General features: G+C 48.3%; 17 protein-coding genes. 2 read left to right on the forward strand and 15 right to left on the reverse strand.

Annotated features, from left to right (window positions below; translation table 11 throughout):
* Positions 1 to 81: 81 nt before the first annotated feature.
* From QMG91_RS01055 to QMG91_RS01070, 4 genes are all read right to left on the reverse strand, one after another.
* The gene (locus tag QMG91_RS01055; protein WP_281828273.1) at positions 82 to 987 is read right to left on the reverse strand and encodes a DMT family transporter; all 906 of its coding nucleotides are present in this window, start codon (positions 985 to 987) and stop codon (positions 82 to 84) included.
* 209 nt (positions 988 to 1,196) lie between these two features.
* Entirely contained in the window at positions 1,197 to 3,146 is a 1,950-nt protein-coding gene (acs, locus tag QMG91_RS01060) for an acetate--CoA ligase (protein WP_281828274.1), read from the reverse strand.
* Between the two features lie 191 nt (positions 3,147 to 3,337).
* Positions 3,338 to 3,973, reverse strand: a complete 636-nt coding sequence (locus tag QMG91_RS01065; RefSeq protein ID WP_281828275.1) for a 3'-5' exonuclease — start codon at positions 3,971 to 3,973, stop codon at positions 3,338 to 3,340.
* 7 nt (positions 3,974 to 3,980) lie between these two features.
* A complete protein-coding gene (locus tag QMG91_RS01070) occupies positions 3,981 to 5,807 on the reverse strand; it encodes a DUF294 nucleotidyltransferase-like domain-containing protein (RefSeq protein WP_281828277.1) in 1,827 nt (608 codons plus the stop codon).
* A gap of 256 nt (positions 5,808 to 6,063) precedes the next feature.
* Here QMG91_RS01070 and QMG91_RS01075 point away from each other — a divergent pair, with 256 nt between their 5' ends.
* Positions 6,064 to 7,230 carry a 3-phenylpropionate MFS transporter gene (locus tag QMG91_RS01075; RefSeq protein WP_281828279.1) on the forward strand — a complete coding sequence of 389 codons (1,167 nt, stop codon included), beginning with the start codon at positions 6,064 to 6,066 and terminating at the stop codon, positions 7,228 to 7,230.
* Positions 7,231 to 7,312: 82 nt separating this feature from the next.
* Positions 7,313 to 10,744, forward strand: coding sequence for a hybrid sensor histidine kinase/response regulator (locus QMG91_RS01080; protein WP_281828282.1), 3,432 nt, complete (start codon positions 7,313 to 7,315; stop codon positions 10,742 to 10,744).
* Positions 10,745 to 10,777: 33 nt separating this feature from the next.
* Here the strand turns inward: QMG91_RS01080 and QMG91_RS01085 are convergent, their stop codons facing one another.
* From QMG91_RS01085 to QMG91_RS01135, 11 genes are all read right to left on the reverse strand, one after another.
* Positions 10,778 to 11,377 (reverse strand): outer membrane beta-barrel protein, encoded by a 600-nt coding sequence (locus QMG91_RS01085; RefSeq protein WP_162179400.1) that lies wholly within the window; start codon positions 11,375 to 11,377, stop codon positions 10,778 to 10,780.
* Between the two features lie 333 nt (positions 11,378 to 11,710).
* Entirely contained in the window at positions 11,711 to 12,196 is a 486-nt protein-coding gene (locus tag QMG91_RS01090; protein ID WP_004402004.1) for a hypothetical protein, read from the reverse strand.
* Positions 12,197 to 12,288: 92 nt separating this feature from the next.
* On the reverse strand, positions 12,289 to 14,016 hold the full coding sequence (locus QMG91_RS01095; protein ID WP_281828286.1) for a sodium:solute symporter family protein: 1,728 nt from the start codon (positions 14,014 to 14,016) through the stop codon (positions 12,289 to 12,291).
* A 12-nt stretch (positions 14,017 to 14,028) separates the two neighbouring features.
* Positions 14,029 to 14,292, reverse strand: a complete 264-nt coding sequence (locus QMG91_RS01100) for a DUF4212 domain-containing protein (protein ID WP_004402000.1) — start codon at positions 14,290 to 14,292, stop codon at positions 14,029 to 14,031.
* Positions 14,293 to 14,504: 212 nt separating this feature from the next.
* A complete protein-coding gene (locus tag QMG91_RS01105) occupies positions 14,505 to 15,140 on the reverse strand; it encodes a response regulator (protein WP_022551786.1) in 636 nt (211 codons plus the stop codon).
* A gap of 161 nt (positions 15,141 to 15,301) precedes the next feature.
* Positions 15,302 to 16,378: an ABC transporter ATP-binding protein gene (locus QMG91_RS01110; RefSeq protein WP_004401998.1), complete on the reverse strand. Its 1,077-nt coding sequence runs from the start codon at positions 16,376 to 16,378 to the stop codon at positions 15,302 to 15,304.
* A gap of 15 nt (positions 16,379 to 16,393) precedes the next feature.
* Entirely contained in the window at positions 16,394 to 18,142 is a 1,749-nt protein-coding gene (locus tag QMG91_RS01115; protein ID WP_004401997.1) for an ABC transporter permease, read from the reverse strand.
* 132 nt (positions 18,143 to 18,274) lie between these two features.
* Complete coding sequence (locus QMG91_RS01120; RefSeq protein WP_022596213.1) at positions 18,275 to 19,615, reverse strand: ABC transporter substrate-binding protein; 1,341 nt, start codon at positions 19,613 to 19,615, stop codon at positions 18,275 to 18,277.
* Positions 19,616 to 19,834: 219 nt separating this feature from the next.
* The gene (locus QMG91_RS01125) at positions 19,835 to 21,187 is read right to left on the reverse strand and encodes a sigma-54-dependent transcriptional regulator (RefSeq protein ID WP_004401995.1); all 1,353 of its coding nucleotides are present in this window, start codon (positions 21,185 to 21,187) and stop codon (positions 19,835 to 19,837) included.
* Positions 21,169 to 23,199: an ATP-binding protein gene (locus QMG91_RS01130; protein WP_281828294.1), complete on the reverse strand. Its 2,031-nt coding sequence runs from the start codon at positions 23,197 to 23,199 to the stop codon at positions 21,169 to 21,171. The genes QMG91_RS01125 and QMG91_RS01130 overlap by 19 nt, the downstream gene beginning before the upstream one ends.
* Entirely contained in the window at positions 23,196 to 24,413 is a 1,218-nt protein-coding gene (locus tag QMG91_RS01135) for an ABC transporter substrate-binding protein (RefSeq protein ID WP_281828296.1), read from the reverse strand. The genes QMG91_RS01130 and QMG91_RS01135 overlap by 4 nt, the downstream gene beginning before the upstream one ends.
* Positions 24,414 to 24,437: the final 24 nt, after the last annotated feature.

Here is a 24,437-nt window from a genome sequence, read left to right on the forward strand (position 1 = left end):
GGATAAGAAAATTTGTGAGGAAGATAAAGAAACCGGACTCGTCGAGAGAGGAGACAATTTGAATGACGAGCCCGGGAAAGGTTATTTACTGGTGCGAGACATAAGCCATTCAGGAAGTTGCGGCATTTTTGCGATCACAATTCCAACTAAAAGTGGCAACAGAAGTTGCTGAGAAAGTTCAGACAGATGGTTATCGTTTACCCATGCATCCAGCAATAGCGCAACAACGGGAAATATCAGGAAGCAAAGAGAAGCCGTAAATGGTGAAGTCATCTGGTTCAGTGAAAAGTAGGCGACAATGCCAATCACACTTGCCACCAGCCCAAGATATACAACAGCGTAAACCGATTCATCGGAAATGTGGTGCAAGTCAGGCTGTTCCAGAAATGAACCTGTCACCAACAGCAGAACCGAAGCGATGCCGGAAGGCAAAGCATTGTAGGTCAGTACGTGGATACCCTGTGCGTGTTTTTGAGTTAATACGTACATTACGGCATGAATCAAAACCGCGACGACCAAAGCGACAATACCAGCATTGTCATTACCCGTCCCCATATCCAACTCACCCGACAGAATCAGGCATAACGCAATCACCGCCATTCCCAATCCAAATAGCTGATGTGCCGCCAAACGAAGTGACAAACTGATCATAGAGACAACCAGAACGGCAATGGGCATATTGGCGAAAATAATCGAAGCAAGCCCGGATGAGATGTATTGCTCACCCACAATCATCAGGGTGAACGGAATAGCAAAGTAGAATACCGCGACCGACAACATAAACTTACGTTTCCTTTTTGGGAAAAGCAGAGGTTGCTTCATCATGCACGCGATGACCATCAGTAAGGGTGCTGAAATGAGAAAACGGATTCCCGTAGCGGTGATGGGCGGAATGGATTCTACGGCAACTTCCATTGCCATCCATGTGGTCCCCCAGATCAAACATACGGTTGCAAAAGTAATAGAGCTCAATAACTGCTTAGACATGATTTCTGATGACTGCGAAAAATTGAAGGCTATTTTATGCAAGCAGTTGGAGTGAAGGTTTCTCTATGTAGCACGAATTGTTTGCGTGAGTGGCAAATAATTTTCTAATCTAATTCTTTGATGGAAAATCTTTTTCTTACGTGTGGAAAGTAAAAAAAAGCCAGACCGGAAACCGGTCTGGCAAGTGATAAAGAGATGGAATTAAATTATTAAGATAGGTTTTGGTTTTCTTCTATCAGTTTATTCACCACACTTGGGTCTGCCAGCGTAGAGGTATCACCCAGATTGCCTGTGTCGCCTGTGGCAATCTTACGAAGAATACGACGCATAATCTTACCAGAGCGCGTTTTAGGCAGAGAGTCCGTCCAGTGCAATACGTCTGGCGTGGCAATTGGGCCAATTTCTTTACGTACCCAGTTCTTCACTTCTTTATGAAGTTCAGCACTTGGAATTTCACCGTCGTTCAGAGTGATGTAGGCGTAAATCGCCTGACCTTTAATATCATGCGGAACACCGACAATCGCGGCTTCTGCAATCTTGTCGAAAGCAACCAGCGCAGATTCAATCTCTGCCGTACCCATACGGTGACCAGATACGTTCAGTACGTCATCCACACGACCTGTGATCCAGTAGTAGCCGTCTTCGTCGCGACGTGCGCCATCACCAGTGAAGTACATGCCTTTAAAGGTAGAGAAGTAAGTCTGCTCGAAGCGCTCATGGTCGCCATAGACCGTACGCATCTGACCTGGCCAGGAATCCAGAATAACCAGATTACCTTCCGTCGCGCCGTCCACAATCTCGCCCATGTTGTCTACAAGAGCTGGCTGAACTCCGAAGAATGGACGCGTTGCCGAGCCTGGTTTCAGTTCCGTTGCGCCTGGTAGAGGCGTGATTAAGATGCCGCCTGTCTCCGTTTGCCACCAAGTATCGACAATTGGAGATTTCTCGTCGCCGATGGTCTTGTAGTACCACTCCCATGCTTCTGGGTTAATTGGTTCGCCAACGGAACCCATAATGCGAAGGCTGTTTCGGTGAGTACCTGCAACCGCTTCATTGCCTTTCGCCATCAATGCGCGAATGGCAGTCGGAGCGGTGTATAGAATGTTGACGTCATGCTTGTCGACGACCTCGCTCATACGAGCGGTACTTGGGTAGTTAGGTACGCCTTCAAACAGAATGGTTTTGGCACCGTTGGAAAGCGGCCCGTAAATCAGGTAAGTGTGACCAGTAATCCAGCCCACATCAGCGGTACACCAGAAGGTTTCACCTTGCTGGTAATCGAATACGTACTTAAATGTCATTGTCGCGTAAACCAAGTAGCCACCTGTGGTGTGCAATACGCCTTTTGGTTTACCTGTTGAACCGGAAGTGTACAGGATGAACAGTGGGTCTTCAGCGCTCATCTCTTCTGGTGGGCAGTCGTCAGATACTGAAGCAGTAGCTTCGTGCCACCAGACATCGCGTTTCTCATGCCATTCAACATCGCCACCCGTACGTTTCAGCACCAGAACTTTGGAGATGGTTTTCACATCAGGGTTAGTCAGTGCTTCATCAACATTTTTCTTCAGAGGCACTGCGCGACCACCGCGAACGCCTTCGTCTGCGGTTACCACCACTTTTGCGTCGGAGTCGATAATACGTCCGGCTAGTGCTTCTGGAGAGAAGCCACCAAATACCACGGTGTGAACCGCACCAATACGGGTACATGCCAGCATAGCAACGGCTGCTTCAGGCACCATCGGCATATACAGGCAGACCACATCGCCCTTGCGTACGCCTTGTTCTTTCAGCGCGTTAGAGAAACGGCACACTTCTTTGTGCAGTTCATTGAAAGTAAGTGTTTTGTCGTCGGCTGGGTCGTCGCCTTCCCAGATAATGGCAACATCGTCACCGCGATCAGCAAGGTGGCGGTCAATACAGTTGGCTGAAACGTTGAGAGTCCCGTCTTCGAACCAGCGGATATCGACATGACCTGTATCGAAAGAGGTTTGTTTTACTTTGGTGAATGGTTTGATCCAATCTACGATTTTTCCATGCTCGCCCCAAAAGCCCTCTGGGTCGGTCACAGACTGTTGGTACATTGCCAGATAAGTGTCGTTATCGGCATGGGTCCTAGCTTTAATATTTTCTTTGACCGGATAAACGTGGGCTTCACTCATTGCTCTCTCCTTGTGAATTCAGCAAGTTCCATTATTTCCGAAATGATATGGAAATCGGTTGGTATTAACTCTCAGCTACCCCCAGTTTTTCTACAATTAGACTTTAGGATGAGAAATGTGGTTTTGCCTTTATAAGCAGCCGGTTACTTAGAGAACTGAGAGGTGGATCTAGGCTTTAATTGCAGAGCAAATTAACGCACATAAGCAGAGGTAAAGGCGGGTAAATCGCCGTATCTGAGCCGTACATAAACTAATGCAGCGGAAATGGCATCTTGTAGGGCGTCGTGCTTATTGTCTTGTAATGGCAAGCCTAAGTGCTTACAAATGGCATCCAGACTTAAGTCGAAGTAGGCGTTTGGAAGATGCCTCTCAAGCTTCTCATGATAGATCTGGCTCACTTCTATAAGCGGGTTGGGTAATGGGAATCCCAAATGCTTTCGACATGCGAGATCGAGAATCGTCTTGTCGTATCGAATGTGATACCCCACAACCGGGCGATTGCCGATGAACTCAATAAGTGCCTCTATTGCCTGTTTTTCGCTTATGCCACCTTCCAGATCAGAATGGCGAATCTTGTGCACACACACGGAATTGGCATCTAACGATTGGGGGGCTCTTAATCGAACGTAAAACGGCTGGCTGGTGATAATCCGGTTTTCGATGATTTTGGTCGCCGCAATGGTCACCAGTTCGGCGCGGTTGGGATCCAGGCTGGTGGTCTCGCAATCCAGCGACACGTATTCGGTCTTGTTGGGCGCTTCGAAGAGCTGTTGGTATGGGTTTCCCTTCAGTTTTCTATGCCACCACCAGCGTATTAGTCTGTTCATTTAGCTCCTAATCTCTGATTTGGTAGTGGTAGCCTAACCACTGTTTAAACTTCTTCACCACGTGCAGGCTGTGCCGTAGCAAATCCCGTTCTGAGCGGTCTAACAATTGTAGTTCGATATTGTTGCCACTGTGGTGCTCCGACAATTGCTGGCTCAGGCGTAATTTGAAAAAGAGCTTGAGAGCTTCACTAAGGTTGTCGGCAGTATCCGGTTCCAGAATCTTTTTACATTGCAGCGCTTCAATTCGGTCAAAGGTGTTTTTCTCTTCCAGTGCGTATTCCAGCGTCAGAGCTCGTATCCCATGCACTATGGGGAAAATACCGCCCCGTTTTATATCCAGACCGTCTTTGCTCTTCTTAACGTTGCCAAACAAAGTCAAAGGTAGGGAAAACTGCAAAGCAGGTCGGGTAAAGTCGAGCAGCACCAGCATATTGTTTTTCATGGTTTGAGAAATGTGCGAAGCAATGGGGGTAAGCAGTTCCTGGTTACCGGCAACGGCATGGGCATCTGCCATGATCGCCAGTTTCATCACATGCTCTGGAGTGCCTTTTTTAATCCACTGAGAAATCACCTGTTGCCACCCGCTTTGGCTGTTCACCCATTCTGGGTTGTTGACCATTACGTTCCCCGGACAGAGCGGGTAACCAAGCTGCTGTAAGGTGTGAGTGAGCTTATCCATGATGCGCTGGCTGTCTGACCATTCGACGTCATCTTTGATGATTAGCGCGTTGTCCTGATCGGTTTTAAGAACCTGTTCTCCTCGTCCTTCGGAGCCGAGAACAATCAGGCAGCACTGCTCGTGTCTTTCTTCTGGCACCACAAGGTGAAACGCTTTTTCGATGATTTGTTCATTGACGGCTGAGATCAGCTCCATAACGAATCGTGTGCGTATGCCGTTGCTGATCAAGCTTTCCACCAGGTTTCGCTGGCGGTTTGCGGCTATGGCCAGTTCATCAATACTCTGAGCCCGTGCGATGCTGAGGGACAACACATGAGAGTGAGTAGAAAAACTCGATAGAATCTGAGTCATGTCCAGCATGCCGACGGGCTGTTCGCCGTTACACACCATCACGCGTTTCATGCGGTTGCGCGTCATGGTGATCATGGCATTGAACAGGAAGTCATCTTCTTCAACGTAAAAAACCGGATAGGTGGCAATATCGCCAACTTGGGTATTCAGAGCACAGCCATCAAGCATGACAGCATGCAGCATATTGGTTCGTGTGATAATGCCGTAGGGGTAAGGCGAAGGCTTGGCATCAAGCCTAGGGTCTTCTTGATTAAGCTGAACGAGCGCACTGTCAATGGATTGCTCTTTCATCAAGCGCGTCACCGCATTAAGAGGTTCATCTGGTGAAAGCACCAGCACCGGATGATAAATGCTGTCATCGACTTTAGTCAGAATGAATTCACCCAGATTTTGCTGCTTTTGTGCCGCTTCCAATAGGGCTTGTCTTTTGGATAAATTGGAGTCGAAATACGCAGAAAACTGGTTGTTAGTTTGATAAAGCTGGGTGAATACAGATTTGGGCAGTAAATAACTTAAGGTGTCTTCCAGCGCGACGTATTTGTGTTTGACGTTTCCTTCTAGCTGGGAGCGTACATCGAATAAGTCGTCATTCGCGTAGTGAGCGAAAATCTCTTCATCGTCGCCCGAACGTTCTTCCACCGCGCCTTTGATCAAAATATGCAAAGACGTATTCTGCTGACCGGGTTTGAGGATCACCTCATTCTTCCGGTAGTAAGCAACATCCAGTGATGATCTCAGGGACTCTTGTTCCTGTAGAGACAGCCGATCAAAAGGGGCTGCGTGCATATTGAATTTATCGGGCATGGCGGGCAGCTCTAACACAATGACGTACACTTAGTGTTGGTAAAAAGCGTGCTTAGCTCCAGACGACTTTGGTCTAATGAGTGTTCGGAAATTGGGTTTGGTTCCAATTTTATTCCGGTAAGTGATTGATTCTATGACGCTCAAAATTGAGGAAATGAATGTTAAACAGGGAAGAAAATTCTCCTAAACTTTTCTCTTTTAGTTTGAGGTGAAACTGCGATAATAGCCCGCCTTTTCCGACTCTTTTAGGTTTTTCATGCTCCACAGTTCCCCTTATGGCTGGATCTCCCAGTATTTTGTTGGCTTTTTCTTTTCCTATGGTGTGCATTTGCCTTTCTGGGCAATCTGGTTTGCATCGCAGGATATTTCAGCCTCGGACATTGGAGTATTGATAGGTCTGGGCTTGGCTAGCCGCTGTTTTTCAAACCTTGTGGTGACACCTCGCATACACAAAGTGGAATATCTGATTCCGGCACTGCGCTGGCTCACTTTCGCCTCCATGCTAGCCATTATTGCTCACCTGTTTGTTGGCGGGAATTTCTGGCTTATTGCTGGCGCAACCGTGCTTTTTAATGTGTGTTGTGGTCCTGTTATTCCGCTTACTGATGCGATGGCGAACTATTATTCAAGATTAAAACTTTTAGATTACGGGAGAACCCGTCTGTGGGGGTCGATTGCCTTTGTTGCCGGTTCCACCGTTGTAGGGTATCTGGTGGCAATTTATGGTCCAAGCGCCATTCTTTATACCGCATTAGCGGGGATTGCGGTTTCTATGTTGCTCGTCATGAGAAACCCAAACGTACTGCCTGTTTCGGATACCGAAGAGAGCAAAGTTCGCCCTAAGTTAACGTTATTGCTTAAAGATGCCACTGTTGTTCGTTTCCTGATTCTGGCTTCACTGATTCAGGGCAGCCATGCCGCGTATTACGCGTTTAGCTCGCTGCATTGGAAATCTTCCGGCATTTCGGCTGACATCATCGGCTACCTCTGGAGTTTGGGTGTTATCGCTGAAATTTCCGTGTTTGCATTCAGTAAACGCATGTTCATTGGCTGGACATTGAGAATGCTGTTTGTCGCAGCGTCGATAGGGGTCTTTGCCCGCTGGGGTCTGACGGCTTCCACAACGGAAATCTGGGCACTGATCATGGTGCAGTTGCTGCACGGAGTGACATTTGCGATGGCACATATCGCCGCCATCCAGTTTATTCAGAAGCAGGACCAAAACAAAATGGTGCCACTTCAGGCGCTTTATAACGCGATTCCTCTGGGGGCTTTCATTGCTTTAATGACCACATTCAGTGGTTGGGGATACGAGAATTGGGGAGCCAACGTATTCTGGGTTATGGCGTCGATGGGTGTGTTGGCGTTTTTCATTCGAGTGGATGCTAAGAAATCGGTGCCTGTAGCACAAATTCAAAGCTAACCGTTTGAGATTAAAAATGAGACAACGTTAAATGAAAACCAGAGCATAGCTCTGGTTTTTTGCGTTACAAGGAAAGTAATTGATGCAAGGCTGGATTGTCATCCCCGTTTCTCTGACCTACTTGGGTCTGTTGTTTTTTATCGCCTGGTATGGCGATCGCCGCTTGCAGTGGCTTTCTCGCTGGCGTCCATGGATCTATAGTCTGTCTATTGCCGTGTATTGTACGTCCTGGACGTTTTATGGAACGGTGGGTCAGGCCAGCAGCAACCCTTGGTCGTTTATCCCCATTTATGTCGCGCCCATACTGGTGTTTACGGTTGGCTGGCGCTTACTGGCGCGGCTGATTCTGATTGCCAAGCGTGAGCACATTACCTCTATCGCTGACTTTATTGCCGCGCGTTATGGAAAATCTCAGGGGCTGGCTGTCACGATTACTATCATCGCGGTGATCGGGATTCTACCGTATATCGCGTTGCAGCTTCGTGGCATTACCATGGGGCTGGAACTGGTCGCTCCGAGTCTGACGCAAGATCTGGGCTATCAGGATGCCAACATATCCTGGTTTGTGGTACTGGCACTCGCCATGTTCACCATGCTATTCGGTACCCGACACATTGATAATACCGAGCATCACCGTGGCATGATGATGGCGGTGGCTTTCGAGTCGATTGTTAAGCTGGTGGCATTTCTTACGGTTGGCTGCTTTATTGTGTATGTCGCCATGCACACACCTGACCTAGATTTAACGGCAATCGCCAGCGAAACTTACGAATCTCCTAACGTTCCGACGCTTATCATTCATACCATTTTGACCATGGCAGCGATCATCTGTCTGCCCCGTCAGTTTCATACCATGGTGGTCGAGAACGAAAAGCCGAAAGACTTGTACACTGCACGCTGGCTGTTCCCGTTATACCTGACTTTGATGGGGCTGTTTGTCTTGCCAATCGCGTGGGCAGGTCAGGGTTTACTGACAGGTGTTCCCGCTGATTCTTACGTGATCAGCCTGCCGCTTTCTATGGGAGCGGAGAACATCGCCTTGTTGGCGTTTTTAGGTGGTACTTCAGCGGCATCGGGGATGGTGATTGTATCCACCATTGCGCTTGCCATTATGGTTTCTAACGACTTGGTTCTTCCGTTACTGCTTCGCCGAATGCGTCTGGCTGATCGCACCCATACCCATTTCTCAGGCATGCTTCTGAACATTCGTCGCGGGCTGATTTTACTGCTGCTTGCTGGTGCATGGGCGTTCTATCAGGTACTGGGCAGCATCAGTTCTCTTTCTGTCATCGGATTGCTCTCTTTCGCGGCGATAGCGCAGTTTGCGCCTTCCTTGGTCGGGGGAATGTACTGGCGTGAAGGCAACCGAAAAGGTGTATACGTTGGTTTATTCGCTGGCTTTACCGTTTGGCTGATTACGCTAATGAGCCAGACCGATATGCTGGCTGGGTCGGCAGACAGCAACTTCCTATTGTGGGTTGTGACGCCGCCTGAACTGTTGTCAGACTTATCGCTGTCGATGTCTGACTGGGGGATGATTTTAAGCGTATTGCTCAACACCTTCTTCTATATCGCCGTCTCGCTAATTACCCGCTCTAGCTTAAGTGAACGCTTACAATCAGCGGCTTTTGTTGGTACGCCATTACCAGAAAGTGAAAACGTCAGCTTGTATCAAAGCCGGGTAACGGTTTCTGAACTTGAAATGCTGGCATCTCGATTTGTGGGAAGAAGCCGGGCGCGCGCTGCGTTTCGAAACTTTTGGAATCAGCATGGCGGCGAATTAATGCCTAACCAGCAAGCTACCTCTGCACTGATTCGTCATACGGAACGAGTTCTGGCTGGGGTATTTGGAGCCTCTTCTGCCAAGTTAGTACTTACTTCTGCCTTACAGGGTAGAAATATGCAGTTAGAAGAAGTGGCGACCATTGTTGATGAAGCTTCTGAACTGTATGACTTTAGCCGAGGGTTGCTTCAGGGAGCGATTGAGCACATCAGTCAGGGAATCACGGTAGTCGATAAACAACTCAGGTTGGTGGCATGGAATCAGCGGTATCTGGAGCTGTTCGACTTCCCTCCGGGGCTGATACAGGTGGGCAGACCGATTGCGGATGTGATTCGCCACAATGCCCAGCAAGGTTTGTGTGGACCGGGTGACCCAGAAGATCATGTAAGAAGACGGGTAGAGCACTTAGAAAGAGGAACGCGCCACACCTCGTCGCGCATTCGCCCGGACGGTCGTTTTATTGAGGTGCAGGGTAATCCTATGCCCGGTGGCGGCTTTGTCATGAGTTTTACTGATATCACCGTATTCCACGAAGCCGAAAAAGCGCTAAAAGAAGCGAATGAAAATCTAGAGAGCCGGGTTCATGAGCGAACCAAAGAGCTGGAATTACTAAACAAACGACTGGTCGCGGCAACGCAAAGTGCAGAATCTGAATCGCACTCAAAAAGCCGTTTTCTGGCTGCGGTCAGCCATGATTTAATGCAGCCACTTAACGCGGCAAGGTTGTTTGCGTCATCACTTTCCGAAACCGCCAAAGACGGTGAAACCCGTAAGTTTTCCCATCACATAGAAAGTGCGTTGGGAGCGGCGGAAGAGCTTATCGGCGATCTTCTTGATATCTCGCGTCTGGAATCTGGCAAATTAGAAACCAATGTCCATGCGTTTTCGCTTAACGATGTTCTCGACAACTTAAACGCCGAATTCAGCGCCCTTGCTAAACAACAAGGCATTGATTTCACCATGGTGCCTTCAAACCTGTTGGCGCAGTCTGACCCCAAACTGCTTCGCCGTGTTCTGCAAAACTTCCTGACCAATGCATTTCGCTACAACCCGAAAGGCAAAGTGCTTCTGGGGGCAAGACGTGTGGGGAATCAAGTACGCATCGAAGTTTGGGACAACGGAATCGGGATCCCAGAAGACAAGCAGGCTGCCATTTTTGAAGAGTTCACGCGAGTCGAAGTGGGGCACAGCGATCAAGGATTAGGTCTGGGACTGGCAATTGCCAAGGGTATTGCCCGTGTGCTCGGGCACGAAATATCCCTTCGCTCATGGCCAGATAAAGGCACAGTGTTCTCCGTTGCCTTAGATCGCAGTGCAGCGATTCAACCACAAGCAGTAGCGCCTGCGCCGACCAATGGCAGTGATGTAGCAGGAATGAAAGTACTGTGCGTGGATAACGAAGCCGATATTCTGGTTGGTATGCAAGGTTTATTAGAACGTTGGGGCTGTGAGGTCAAAGTGGCAGAAGACCTGGTGCAAAGCCTAAAAGCGTTGGAAAACGACTGGGCTCCGGAAGTGATTTTCTCAGACTACCGACTTAACCACGGTAGAACAGGGTTGGAAGTGCTTCAGCAATGTCGACTCCGATTGGGTGACAGTTTCGAAGGTGTGATCATCAGTGCAGACAGAACCGATGATATGCTCGAAGCAATTCAGTCCAATGGATTCAGCTTTATCGCGAAACCAGTGAAACCATTGAAGTTAAGGGCGGTGTTGAACAGAATCAGTTAAAAGAAAAGAGCGCCATCTGGCGCTCTTTCGTTTTTAGAATTTGTAGCCGATGCCAGCGTAGAAAGAATTCAGATCAATAGTTGTTGATGGTAAATCTGAACCGCTAAAGTCGGTTGATGTTGCTTTGTAGCCAACACGTGCAATGAAACCATTAGTATGCTGGTAACCTGTTTCAATGCCGTAAATGAATCCAGTACCATCAGCAACTTCACCAATATTGGTCTTTAGGTAATCGACTTCATAGCTGTATGAACCAAGACCTAATGTACCACCAACATAGAAGTTCTTGTTTACATAGTACTTAGGTTTAGCGTTGATAGAATAACCAGCAAAATAAGCTTCCAGCCCACCTATAATTTTTTCAACTTCTTTAACATTACCCCAGTTGTAATAATCAACCTCGATTGCAGCAGTAAAGTTATTCTGTACATTGAATTCATACCCAGCGAAAAAACCAGAACCAATATCTAGGTCAAATGACTTGTATTTGGATGAGCCACTGTTAGATAAACCTAAATCCAAACCTGCGTAAAAGCCTTCAGTTTTTACTGACGTTGGCGCTTTTTCTTCGTGAGCTTGCGCTGGAAGAGCGATAGCCAGAGAAAGCGCGCTTAATAGAATTGTTTTTTTCACTTCATTTTTCCTGTAATCGGATACATCTAATAATTCCGCGGGCATTGATATGAAAAAATTATTCTTTTGTCAATTTATAAAATGAAACTAATATTTTCGATTTTTAAATATTGAGTTTTGTATATTTTGGGCTGGGTGTTTCATGAGAAAGTTTTACTTCTTTAAATGGAATTACCAGCAATAAAGCCTCCATTATTCAGACAAATAGAGGAGGCTTTATTGTTACTGGTTCGATATAAATAAATGTGAAGTCGACTGGAATATTAGAGTTTTTATTCTAGGTTATATGCTCGGACCGAGTATTTCACCCTGTTATTTATAGTCTTCCGTACTTTAATTGTCTTTATCAGTAAACAGTGTCTCGTAAACAACAAACTGTGTATTGGCTTCGCCGTAATACAGAGTGCTATTTGCCTGAAAAACCATTAATAACTGGCTTTCATCATTTTGTGGAGCGTTCAGCGTTAAATGCCAGTTTTGTGTATCCACTTGGCGCATCTGCTTGGGGGCCTTTTTCTCATCTGGGCTATCTATAATGGCTATCTTTGCGCCTTCCAAAGGAAGATCAGACTTGAGTGAAAGTGTTAGCTGCCCATCCTTTATCCCTTCAGAGCGAAACTGAACTTTAAAGTCACCGTTTTCCATGTTGCAAAGCCCGCTGGTGTAACGACAATTGGATTTGCTCGCAAGCTTATAAGACTCCCCTTCTTTCGCTGCATGCGGTTTTTCACTGACCGCTGCATCTGTACCAAAGTAAGCAATGATAGCAAGTACAGGCGCAATCAATAGAGCGACAATAAAGTGTTTGTTTTTAAACATATTTGAGCATCTTCCTTGGACTTTCTCTTAAAATGCCTCAGGCAAGAGGATAAAAAAAGCCCCAAGCGGGGCTTTTGTGGCGTGTGTTTTAATTAGTGTGATTGTGCTTCGCCTGCACCTGTTGGTACACGTACGTGTTCGACCAGCTCTTTCACTTCTTCTGGTGTTTCGTCAGTTACTTTCGATACTAGGAAGGCAACGGCGAAGTTGAAGACTGCACCAATCGCACCAAAGGCGTTAGGCTCAATGCCTAGGAACCAGTTGCTGCCCCAGCTTTCCAGGTATTTCCAGTCAGCAATGAACAGAATGCCCTTGTGCTGGAATACGTAGAATAGGGTGATACTGATACCTGCAATCATACCGGCGATTGCCCCTTCTTTATTGATGCCCTTGCTGAAGATACCCATCATCAGTGCCGGGAATATCGACGATGCGGCCAAGCCAAAGGCGAGCGCTACAGTACCGGCAGCAAATCCTGGTGGGTTGAGACCTAGATAGCCCGCCACCGCAATTGCCACCGCCATCGATATCCGACTGGCGAGCAGTTCCTTCTTCTCGGAAATATTTGGATTTATCACCCCTTTTATCAAGTCATGCGATATGGCGGAGGATATGGCCAATAGTAAGCCTGCTGCTGTCGATAGTGCCGCTGCCAAGCCACCTGCTGCAACCAGCGCGATTACCCAGTTAGGTAACTTCGCGATTTCAGGGTTAGCCAGTACCATGATGTCACGGTCTACTTTCAGCTCGTTAGTGGTTTTGTCAGACGTGTACTGAATTTTGCCGTCGCCATTCTTGTCATCAAACCCTAGCAAACCTGTAGTTTCCCAGTTCTTGAACCAAGCAGGGCGTTCGTCGTATTTCAGGTATTGACCCGGAGCAGGGTTAACCGTATCCATTAGGTTCAGACGAGCCATTGCTGCAACCGCTGGCGCTGTGGTGTACAGGATAGCGATGAACAGAAGTGCCCAACCTGCAGAAGTACGTGCATCACGCACTTTCGGCACTGTAAAGAATCGAATGATTACGTGAGGCAGACCCGCCGTACCAATCATCAGAGACATGGTGTACACAAACATATTCAATGTATCGCCACGCACCGCAGTGGTGTATTCGGTGAACCCGAGTTCCGTTACGACCTGATCAAGCCGGTCGAGCAGATAGACATCGGTGCCAGCCATGGTCCCACCCAGACCAAGTTGAGGCAGAGGGTTACCTGTTAGCTGAAGTGAAATGAAGATTGCGGGAATAGTGTAAGCTAAAATGAGTACGCAATACTGAGCGATCTGTGTGTAGGTGATCCCTTTCATTCCGCCCATAACCGCGTAAATGAATACGATACACATACCAATCACTAGACCAGTTGAGTAATCCACTTCAAGGAAACGACCAAATGCAACGCCTACGCCTTTCATCTGACCGATAACGTAAGTTACGGATGCAATGATAAGACACACAACAGCAACAATACGTGCTGTGTTGGAGTAGAAGCGCTCACCAACGAACTCAGGCACTGTAAACTTACCGAATTTACGTAGGTAAGGAGCCAGTAGCAATGCAAGCAGTACGTAACCACCTGTCCAGCCCATCAGGAATACGGAACCGCCGTAACCCATGAAGGCAATAAGACCTGCCATAGAGATGAAAGACGCAGCGGACATCCAGTCAGCGGCAGTTGCCATACCATTCGCGATTGGGTTAACCCCTCCGCCAGCAACGTAGAACTCCTTGGTAGACCCAGCGCGAGCCCAAATAGCGATACCGATATAAAGAATAAAGGTAGCGCCAACGACTAAATAAGTAATAGTTTTTAGATCCATCTTACCGACTCCTTACTCGTCCACGTCAAATTCGCGGTCTATCTGACGCATCTTCCACGCATAGTAAAAAATAATGCCGAGGAAGCAGTAAATTGAACCTTGTTGTGCAAACCAGAAACCAAGCTTATATCCGCCCAGTTGGAACTGATTCAACGCATCTACAAACAAAATGCCACAGCCGAATGACACGACAAACCAGATCGCCATCAGGGTGATCATCAGTTTTACGTTTTTATCCCAGTAGGCCTTTGCCCGTTCTTTGTTTTCGAACGCCATTGCCGTCTCCTTACGATATATGATTGCTCTTCATTACATGAACAGCTCGTTGTTAACGATTTGTATCAGGATTTACAATAGCAAGATGGTTTCAAGAACTCTTTTCTACTTTAGTCTGTGCGAGAAAATACAAAAGCCCCCTAGAAACGGGGGCTTAGAAGAAGGCATTCCAAAAAATGAGATGTTAACACATTGTTAACTTAGCCAAAGGTCTAAGACTCGGGCTCCATTTGTTGAAGAAGAATGACGGCTTGAGTTCGGTTTTTTACCCCAAGCTTTCGGAAGATGGCGGTCATGTGCGCTTTGATCGTGGCTTCAGAGACATTGAGCTCGTAAGCAATCTGCTTGTTCAGTAAGCCATCGGAGAGCATGCCTAACACGCGGTATTGCTGTGGCGTCAGAGTAGCGATTTTTTCGCTGAGTTCGTTACAAGCCGCATTGTTGGTAATCATACCTTCAGGAAAGAAAGGTTCGCCGTTAAGAACCTGATTAAGCGCAGAAACCAGTTCGCGCATGTCGCTGGATTTCGGGATAAAACCAAATGCACCATGGCTTTTCACCTGCGTCACCACGCTAGGTTCTTCACTGGCAGAAATCACCACAATAGGAAGATCGGGGTGTTCTGCACGTAGCTGGATCAACCCCGACATACCATTGGCTCCGGGCATTTTCAGATCGAGCAACAAGAGATCGGGTTCCTGCTCTTTTTCGAGCAGAGAGAGAAGGGCATCCAGTGAGTCCGCTTCAAGCAGATTTGCGCCACTGATCGCCATATGCACCGATTGAAATAAGGCATTTCGAAATAGAGGATGATCGTCAGCGATCAGGATGGTGTAGGTCGAGTCCATGACGTTAAGTACTCTTTAACAGACAGTTAATTTAATTATTATCACTTGCTTGATGTTTCAACAACAAATAAGCCCTTATTCTCTGATTTTTCTTCTGAAAATGTGAAAGAGCCAGACTGAAAAAGCCTGACTCTTTGTTAATTGATAGTAATGTCAAATAGTTAGCTCAAAGCGACGATTTCATCCGGGTTCAACTGAAGTAGGATCGGTGCCCCATTTTTCAGGTGCGTCGTTCCTCTTAGGTGCGGGTCATCCACCATTAACATTTGCCCGCCGACATCAATGCCGTAGCGTACTAGATGACCCAAAAATTCCCGATGTTTTACCTTGCCTTCGAGCTTGATGGCGTTTGAATCTGGTGCCGAATGGCAGATCTCCAGGCTTTGTGGGCGAAAAACCAGAGACAACTCTCCTTTGGCTTCAGACTGATACGGGAACTGAATGCCTCCATCCGACTGGAACACGCTGCCATCATTGGATGACATGACCTTGCCGTTGAGCACATTGGCTGTGCCCAAGAAGTCGGCGACGAACTTATTCGCAGGGTTGTCGTATAGCTCGATGGGCTCCCCTACCTGTTGGATCACGCCCTGATCGAGCACCGCGATGCGATCGGAAATCGTATTAGCTTCTTCCTGATCGTGAGTCACGAAGATCGTGGTTAATCCCAATTGCCTTTGCAGATCGAGAAGATCACGTCGCATCTGCTCACGTAAATTGGCATCCAGATTGGAAAGCGGCTCATCCAGAAGCAGTACTCTGGGCTCTACCACCACAGTGCGAGCAATGGCGACACGCTGTTGCTGACCACCCGAGAGCTGAGACGGGCGTCGCTCTGCAAGGTGAAGCAGACCAACCAAATTTAACGCTTCGTCCACCCGGTTTTTGATTTGGTTTTTCGGTACTTTTCGCTCTTCCAGCCCGTAAGCTACATTTTGGCGTACTGTCATATGTGGCCAGAGCGCGTAGCTTTGAAACACCATGCCAACGTTACGCTTCCATGGTGGCAGTTCAATCACGTTTTCATCGCCCAATAAAATCTCTCCATTGGGTACGGGACCAAACCCTGCAATGGCGCGTAATAAGGTCGATTTACCTGATCCGGATGGCCCGAGAAAAGCGAAAAACTCGCCGGGTTGAATGTCTAAGTTCACGCCTTTCAGCACTTCGGTTTCGCCAAATGCCAAGGTTAAGTCTTTGATGGTAATGCCAACTTGCTGGCTGTTTTCTAAACTCATGGGAAATTCCTTTTCTTAATGACTCTTTTCGCCGTGAGCCTGGCGAGTGCGTTCAACAATGGTGTGGGACAGGTAAGTCGCAAGACCGACAATCAAGACGGCAATCACACCCAATGCGGCTCCAGGACCACGCCCGGCTGCACTTTGCATAAAGATGTACAAGCCGTAAGCCAGTGGTGCATCGGACTCTTGTGCCACCAGCATAATCGTGGCAGAAAGTTCGACCGCTGCCGTGGCGAATGCGGTGACAAAACCCGCCAGAATACCGGCTGCCATTAATGGCACCACAATGCGACGAATGGTGGTGGAGCGAGTGGCTCCAAGGTTTTCTGAGGCTTCTTCCAGAGACGGGCTGACTTGCTGCAGAGCGGCAACACAAGAGCGCAGTGCATACGGAAGACGTCGCACCGACAACGCGATCACGATGATGCCCCACCAGGTTGCCATTGAGGTGCCGACAATCGGCAAGTCGACATCGTAGAAGGTACGTAAATAGCCAATGCCGAGAACCACGCCTGGAACGGCCAGTGCTGCCATTGCACCGAAGTCGAGCCACTTTCGACCCACCATTTTGGTGCGCCATACGAGGTAGGCGATCGCGGTACCCAAAATCACATCAATGATGCCTGCCAGACCTGCATACAGCAGCGTGTTGGTGATGAAATCGGAAGCTTGGGTAACAGCAGTCGCGTAGTGGTCAATGGTGAAGCCATCCGGTAGCGGGCTGAAGCTCCAGATGGTGCCGAAAGAGAGCAGCAACAGCGCAAAGTGTGGCGCAAGCACCAACATCAGAATCAGCGCAATCACGGCGTAGCAACCCACCATTTCCATAGGGCGAAGCTCGCGTTTCGACAAACCGCCACCGCCTTTCTGGGTGGTGGAGTAATCTTTACCTTTTAGTGCCTGGAAAGAGACCCAAAGCGCGAACACAGAGAAGGCCACCAGAATCACGGAAATCACGTAACCCATTGGGTCGGAAATACCGACAGAGGAAATACGAAGGTAAGCCTGCGGAGCCAGCATGTCATTGACGTTGAGCAGAAGCGGGGTACCCAAATCATCGAACACTTTAACAAACACCAGAGATGCCCCTGCGACATAACCGGGCATGGCCAGTGGGAAGACGATTTTTCTGAACAGCTTTAAACCGGATGAACCCAGCGACTGTGCAGATTCTTCCATTGAGCGGTCGATGTTTTGCAGCGCGGCAGACAGGTTGATCAGAATAAAGGGAAAGTAATGGACACTCTGGACGAAGATGACGCCATTCAAGCCTTCCATCACTGGAATGGTGAATCCGAAATACTCATCCAGCAGCAAGTTCATGGTGCCGTTTTCACCAAACAGCAATTGCATCGCTACTGCACCGATAAATGGCGGCATGATCAGAGGAACAATGCCCAGTGTCTGAATCAACACCGTGCCTTTAAACTGGAAGCGGCTGGTGAAATACGCCAGTGGCATGGCAATCACCGATGCCACGATCACTGACATAAAGGCGACGTAAAAGGAGTTAAAAAACGACTCCTGAAACAGGGTAGAGCTAAAGAAATCCTGAAAATTCACCAGAGAAAAACTGCCTTCCTGATCCTGAAAGGCAACAAAAATGACCTTAAGGACAGGAACGAACAGAAACGTGATGATAAAAAGCGCGATGATGGCAGCTGCGAGATACAAGCCCCAGTCTTCCCGAATTTTTTTCAATACACCGCGACTGCCGGGCTTAGTGCCGTTTTTTGTCTGCGAGAGAGAAACACTACTCATAAGAAACTCCGTGTTCTTGAGATTAGGTCAACAGACCCTAGGCTCAAAAAATAAGAATCCCCCCGGCACCGCGTAATCACGCGGCGCCGACCTACAAGTTGGGGGAATCAGATAAAGAGAAGAAAGGTTTGTTTACAGCATGTCTAAGGCTTGCTCGGCAAGTTCTTCGGCTTTCTCGTAGTTGGCAACCACCTGGTTATCCCAGGATTGTTCGATTTCTGCCTGACGAGCGCCGACCTTGTCGGTTTTCTTCTTACGCTTTTTGGTGAAGATGCCAGAGAAGTCCGGATCGCTCGCTTGCTCTGCGGTAATCGGCATTTTGTTGATTAACGCTTTTGCCTGAGCAACCAGCTCCAATGCTTTCGTATTGTTCTTAGCTTTGGCTTCAGATTCGGCTTCCTGAATCGCTTTGGTGGCGCTTCGAAGTTCATCCATGCGGTAGGTGATCATCACGTCGAACAGGCTGTTCACCACGTTGTAGCGCGATTTGGATAGGTTTAGGTCAAAGTCGACGGTACCCAGTTTTTCGCCCGTGAATGGGTTAGGGAAGCCTGCTGGTGTGCTCGCATAAACCGCTGGATTGACGGGTAAACGCTGAATCTTTTTATCCAGTAACAATGCCTGACCTTCGTCAGAAAGCAGGAAGTCGATAAAGGCGCTTGCTGCTTCTCCGTTAGGGGCATTTTTGACTTTACCGACGTTAGCCGGCACCAATGCCGTTACCGTTGGGTAGTGGAAATCCACCGGGAACCCAGTTGCTTTGGAAGATAAGCCAAAGAAGTCAATCACAATGCCGACACCAAATGAGCCGCTGTTTACGCCATCTGGCACCCCGAAACTGCGCTCAGTGACCACGCGGAAGTTACCTGAAATGGCTTTCATGGTTGCCCAGCCGTCTTCCCAGCCTTTGCCCTGCAAAATGGCTTCAACCGTTAAGTGCGTTGTGCCTGAACGGGACGGAGCCGACATACCAACGTGCTTGTGATAAATCGGATCCGCAAGATCTTCCCACTCTTTCGGAACAGGCAGTTTTTTGGCTTTCATGTAGCGTTCGTTCCACATCATGCCATAGCCAGAAAGGGCGAAACCTTTGTAGTAGCCATCCGGGTCGTTGATGGGGAAAGAGCCCACTTTTTCAGGAATGCCTGTGACCGAGGATTGGTACTGCGCCAGCAAATCGTTGTCTTTCAGCACTTCAAATGCGTCGGGGGCAGATGCCCAGAAAATGTCAGAGCTGTTGCGAGATGAAGTTTCCTGAAGGTATTTAATGCCGGACGTGGTTTTCTTTTTCAGGATTTCGACCTTCACATTCGGGTATTTTTTCTCGAAGGCTTTTTTGTATACGTCCGTTACGTCGTTGGAAAACGAGGTGACGATGACCAGATTCTTATCCGACATTGCGAAAGCAGAGGTGCTGCCCATTGCGAACATCATTGCGCTGGTTAGCGTCAGAAGTTTGATTCCATGTTTCATTGTGCACTCCATATTTATTCACGTCATTGTTATGTACGTAGGGTTATCCGTGTGCCAGTTACCGATAAATAACCGGGTAACTGGGTATAGATATTCCAAATGTTGTGCCAATGTTAAATTTTAGTTAAGTGTATAATTTTAAATGACTTTAGCTTTTGCCAAAATTTGCAGATGTGTCATTGAGAAGAGAATGTGATCCGTGAGTAGGTCATTTTTGACCTACTCTTCTGGGGTGGAATCAGTGGTGTAGTCTTCTTTCTTTAAACCGAACTTTTTCATTCTGAGGTAAAGGTTTTTACGGGGAATATCCAAGTGCTCGGCGGTATCGCCAATATGACCTGAAAACTGGGTCAATGTATGGTGAAGAACGGAGAACTCAAACTGGGTCAGCTGATGCGCAAGACTGTGGCATTCCTGCTGGTTGTTGGTGAAAATCAGATCGGATATTCCCAGCACAATTCGGTCGGCTTCGTTCATCAGTTCACGCACATTGCCCGGCCAGTCATGGTTCATCAAATGTTGAAAATGCAGCGGGGTCAGAGCGGGGGCTTTCTGATTTAACCGCTTTTCTGCTTCATGAATAAAATGCCCGAGCAGCACTGGGATGTCCGACTTTCGCTCTCGCAACGGAGGAATATCCAGTGTCGCGACGTTCAGTCGATAGTATAAATCCTGACGAAATTCGCCCTTCTGAGAGAGTTCGAACAGGTCGTCTTTGGAAGCAGACAACACCTTAAGGTCGACGCTTACTGTCTGGTTACTGCCCACGCGTTCCAGTTCGCCTTCCTGAATTACCCTCAATAGCCGTATCTGAGCAGACAGTGGCATGCTTTCGATTTCATCCAGAAACAGAGTACCTCCAGAGGCGTATTCAATTTTTCCGATGCGCTTTTTGCTTGCGCCGGTAAAGCTTCCGGCTTCATGACCAAAGAGTTCGGATTCAATCAGGTTTTCCGGCATTGCGCCGCAGTTGATGGCGACAAAGGGTTTATTGTTGCGTTCCGACTGGCTGTGCAGCGTGCGCGCAATTTTCTCTTTTCCGGTGCCAGTTTCCCCGTTAATCACAATGTTGACGTCGGCGTTGGCCAGCGTGATAAGCCTTGTTTTGAGCTTTTTCATCGAGTCGGACTCGCCAATCAACAGCTCATCTAGAGTAATAGTACGCGGGTGATTTTGCTTAAGGCGGCGGTTTTCCAGCGTCAGCTCTCGGTGTTGAATCGCTTTGGTGACCAGACCAACCAGATGCTCTGGTCTGAGAGGTTTTTCGACGAAATCAAACGCCCCGAGCTTAATGCATTGCAGCGCAGTTTCGATGTCTGCGTGACCAGAGATCAGAACCACAGGCAGATCGTTATCTAACTGCTGCAAATGCTGGAGAAAGGTCATGCCATCCATATTGGGCATACGAATGTCAGACACCACCACACTGTTACTGTTGTACTGAATGCAAGGCAGTGCCTTGTCTGCCGAGGCAAAGGCAGTCACTGACATGCCATTGAGTTCCAGAATTTCGCTCAGGCTTTCTCTGAGCTCTTTGTCGTCCTCCACCAGTACTACATGGGTTTGAGACATAGGGTGACCTCCGTGCCTTGATTGGGTTGGGATTCAATGGAAATGGTGCCGCCAAAATCCTGAATGATGTTGTGAGTGATGGACATGCCAAGCCCCAGTCCGCTGCCCACATCCTTAGTGGTGTAGAAGGGTTCGAATATCTGATTCAGTTGTTCGGGGTGCATACCGCAGCCATTGTCGTGAACATGAATCACCACATTGTCTTGGTTTTGGATGGCAGCAATGCGTATCTGAGGGGCAAATTTTTGGTTTTCGAGCTCTTGGTTTTCTAGCTCATGGTCTTTGATTCGGGTTTGAATGGCGTCCAGACTGTTGCTGATTAGGTTAACAAAAACCTGCTCCAGCCGAATGTCATTGGCGCTGACGGTTAAGGTTTCTTCGACGTCGATAGCTATCCAATCAGCGGGTAGGTTTTCAGTAAACAGTTCCATGGCGTTAAGTGCGATCTTCTTAACGGGCGTACGCTGGGTTATGTCATCGGTTTTTCGGGCAAAAGACTTCAGGTGCTGACACAGCTTGGTGGCGCGATCGGTGATCTTATCGATACGAGTCAGCTTGTCTTTTGCCTGTTCAGGCTGGTTTTTCTCCAGATACTGCACCGCCAGATAGCTGTTCGAGCGAATGGCAGCAAGGGGCTGGCTGAATTCGTGAACAATCCCAGAGGTGAGCTGCCCAAGTACCGCCAGTTTCGCCGCCTGAACCAACTCTTCCTGTGTGGCTTTGAGATCTTGTTCTGCCAGCAATCGCTGCTCGATTTCATCTACCAGTTGTTGGTTTTTCTCTTCTAGTGCTCCGGTTCTTTGGCGAAGCTGCATGGCGGTTTGGTTAAACACGTTGGTGGCATGCGCCAGTGAGGCAACTTCATCTTGCCCAGAAATCGCCAGAGGCGTTTGCAGTTCACCTTGTGCCAGATGCCTCATGCTGCGCAGCACATTGGCAAGGCGATTAAGAAGCTGGTTTTTCAAATAAAGGGCAACAAAAACCGTCAGCACCGCGATGACCAGAATGGTGAAATTGAGCTGGCTGCGACTGGTATTGACGATGTGTGTGATTTGCTCGGCGGTTTCGGTTGCCTGCTTTTCCGCTTCGCTAACGGTTTGCGAAACGATAAGCCGAATGTCTTGCAGCAACAGTTGGTTTTCTTCCAGCAATTCCTGATTGCCTTCATCTAACGACAGAACTCGCAGCGCTCTTTGGATGGGGGTATCACTGCCACTGATATATTCATCAAGGGCAGAGGCAATCTGGCGAATGGTGACCGTACTGGGCATGCTTTGCAGCGTGTTGGTTTGTTCTGAAATCGTCACCATGGTTTCATCAATCATGCTTTGCGCCGCAAGGATGTCGGTGCGATTGGAAAACAGGGATACTCGCTGAAGTAAGTCCAGCACAAGGTTCACGTCCGCTTCCAGTTTGAGAAGCTGGCTTTGATTATGAGTTTCGGACTTGAGGGTACTGAATTCACTTGAAGACAAGCCATTTTTCTTTTGCAGCTTATCGAGCAACAAATCCAGATTGAACTGGCTCTCTTCGGTCAGTGGTATCACTTCATCGACAAAGTCGATCTGCGTCCAGTACAACTGTTTTCTTCGTCTCTGCTGCTGTTCCTGAATCAGCAGTTTTTGTTCGGTGTTTGTGTAGATCTGGCGAACGTTTTCTTTTAATTCTGCTGCCAGCTTGAGCATCTTTTTATGGTGCTCTGGCGAGAGTTTTTCCGGATTAAACTGGCTGAGCTTAGGGAGAGCAGTGTCCAAGCGCGCATTGGCAGTTTGCAAAGCCTGAGTCGATTTCGCCAGCGCCAAATTGGTGGCATCGGTGGTGATTTGGCCGCCTAATTCGGCAAACCTGGCTGCGGCAACCATCACTGGTAACTGCTTTTTCCCCCAGGTTTCAGAAGATGTCGCGAGATTTTGCAAGGTGATGGAATTCGAAACCACCATAGCGATGGCAAGCCCACCAAGGACCATAAACAGAGCAAAGATTCGCAATGCGATACTGTGGCGTTTTTTCATGGGGAAACCTCCGCGAGAATCTGCTCTAGCGTGATGATACCCTTCGCCATCTGTTTATTCATTTGGTCTTGCCATAGCCCGGTAATGCGTTGGTAAAAGTCTTCATAGCGATTGGTTGTGCTTAGTTTCTCGTTCAGCGTCGGGTCGGCAGCAACGTCTTCTTCAACGGGGATTTGACTGATATCTGCCAGCACCTGAGCGAGCTGTTTCTGCTGAACACTAGACAGCGGATGCTGGTGGACCTGATACCACAGCCGCCAGAAACGATGGAGATCATCCAGCCGGTGGGTGATCCACTGGTCAAACAAGGCATTCACCGTGTGGTAGCGGCTGGCAGACAGCTGGCTATTGAACGCGGAAGTGCGACTTTTGGCTGCCATTTCAAGCCCGGTCTGGTTGGGAATGCGATTTACGCTGGGCAGGGAAAGCAAAGCTTGTCCGTTTTCTGACAGCAGAAATTCAACAAACACTTTTCTTGAACTCGGTTTTTCCTGCTTTGTGAGCCCAATTTGCGCTGGAATCAAAGGCGTATCAGGAAACGGGTGAAAGCCGACAGGAGCCTGACTAGCAAGAGCGCTGCGATAGAAGAAATCGACCACTGGAGCAACGGTAAAACGCTGTTTAATGATGCCTTCGCGCACACCAAAGCTGCGTGCTGTAATGGTGGATAAATTCCCTCCGAGTTTAAGCAAAAGCCGCCAGCCTTCATCCCAACCATATTGCTGGAGGACGAGTTCAATCACTAAGTGGTTGGTGCCCGAACGCGACGGGGCGCTCATGGCAACCTGGTTTTCAAATAACGGGGTGGTCAGGGTTTCCCATGAATCGGGTTCAGGAAGGTCGAGCGCTGCCAGCCTGTCGCTATTCCAGAAAAAGCCAAACTGCGACCACGCAAAGGTATGACTTTGCTGGATGAAGCCCTGCTGCTCTAGCTGCGCCATGGCATCGGAGGAACTCAGCCAGATAAGGTCGGGTTGTGGTGATCGCTGCTGAACCAGATGCGCCATAAGTGCAGGCGTTTTTTTGTTGATAAAGCGAATTGGGTGCTTGGGATATTGAGTGGCAAAAGCTTGCTCAATAGGCGAGTAAAAGCTTTCAGGAAATGACGTCAGTACAACGATGTTTTGCGGGGAAGGCTCTGGGTTTTGTGCAACAGAAGGCGATGAGAACAAGGTCCCCAAGTGAACGAGTAGCGCAAGAACAATCCATTTCATGACAATAAACTCAATGTATCCATT

The organism is Vibrio nigripulchritudo (genome assembly GCF_027924785.1).
In the GTDB taxonomy this organism is placed as follows: Bacteria; Pseudomonadota; Gammaproteobacteria; order Enterobacterales; family Vibrionaceae; genus Vibrio; species Vibrio nigripulchritudo.

What these genes read in the sequence shown, in the direction of transcription:
- QMG91_RS01055 (WP_281828273.1), bottom strand. Translation starts at nt 987, where the DNA reads ATGTCTAAGCAGTTATTGAGCTCTATTACTTTTGCAACCGTATGTTTG.
- acs (WP_281828274.1), bottom strand. Translation starts at nt 3,146, where the DNA reads ATGAGTGAAGCCCACGTTTATCCGGTCAAAGAAAATATTAAAGCTAGG.
- QMG91_RS01065 (WP_281828275.1), bottom strand. Translation starts at nt 3,973, where the DNA reads ATGAACAGACTAATACGCTGGTGGTGGCATAGAAAACTGAAGGGAAAC.
- QMG91_RS01070 (WP_281828277.1), bottom strand. Translation starts at nt 5,807, where the DNA reads ATGCCCGATAAATTCAATATGCACGCAGCCCCTTTTGATCGGCTGTCT.
- QMG91_RS01075 (WP_281828279.1), top strand. Translation starts at nt 6,064, where the DNA reads ATGCTCCACAGTTCCCCTTATGGCTGGATCTCCCAGTATTTTGTTGGC.
- QMG91_RS01080 (WP_281828282.1), top strand. Translation starts at nt 7,313, where the DNA reads ATGCAAGGCTGGATTGTCATCCCCGTTTCTCTGACCTACTTGGGTCTG.
- QMG91_RS01090 (WP_004402004.1), bottom strand. Translation starts at nt 12,196, where the DNA reads ATGTTTAAAAACAAACACTTTATTGTCGCTCTATTGATTGCGCCTGTA.
- QMG91_RS01095 (WP_281828286.1), bottom strand. Translation starts at nt 14,016, where the DNA reads ATGGATCTAAAAACTATTACTTATTTAGTCGTTGGCGCTACCTTTATT.
- QMG91_RS01100 (WP_004402000.1), bottom strand. Translation starts at nt 14,292, where the DNA reads ATGGCGTTCGAAAACAAAGAACGGGCAAAGGCCTACTGGGATAAAAAC.
- QMG91_RS01105 (WP_022551786.1), bottom strand. Translation starts at nt 15,140, where the DNA reads ATGGACTCGACCTACACCATCCTGATCGCTGACGATCATCCTCTATTT.
- QMG91_RS01110 (WP_004401998.1), bottom strand. Translation starts at nt 16,378, where the DNA reads ATGAGTTTAGAAAACAGCCAGCAAGTTGGCATTACCATCAAAGACTTA.
- QMG91_RS01115 (WP_004401997.1), bottom strand. Translation starts at nt 18,142, where the DNA reads ATGAGTAGTGTTTCTCTCTCGCAGACAAAAAACGGCACTAAGCCCGGC.
- QMG91_RS01120 (WP_022596213.1), bottom strand. Translation starts at nt 19,615, where the DNA reads ATGAAACATGGAATCAAACTTCTGACGCTAACCAGCGCAATGATGTTC.
- QMG91_RS01125 (WP_004401995.1), bottom strand. Translation starts at nt 21,187, where the DNA reads ATGTCTCAAACCCATGTAGTACTGGTGGAGGACGACAAAGAGCTCAGA.
- QMG91_RS01130 (WP_281828294.1), bottom strand. Translation starts at nt 23,199, where the DNA reads ATGAAAAAACGCCACAGTATCGCATTGCGAATCTTTGCTCTGTTTATG.
- QMG91_RS01135 (WP_281828296.1), bottom strand. Translation starts at nt 24,413, where the DNA reads ATGAAATGGATTGTTCTTGCGCTACTCGTTCACTTGGGGACCTTGTTC.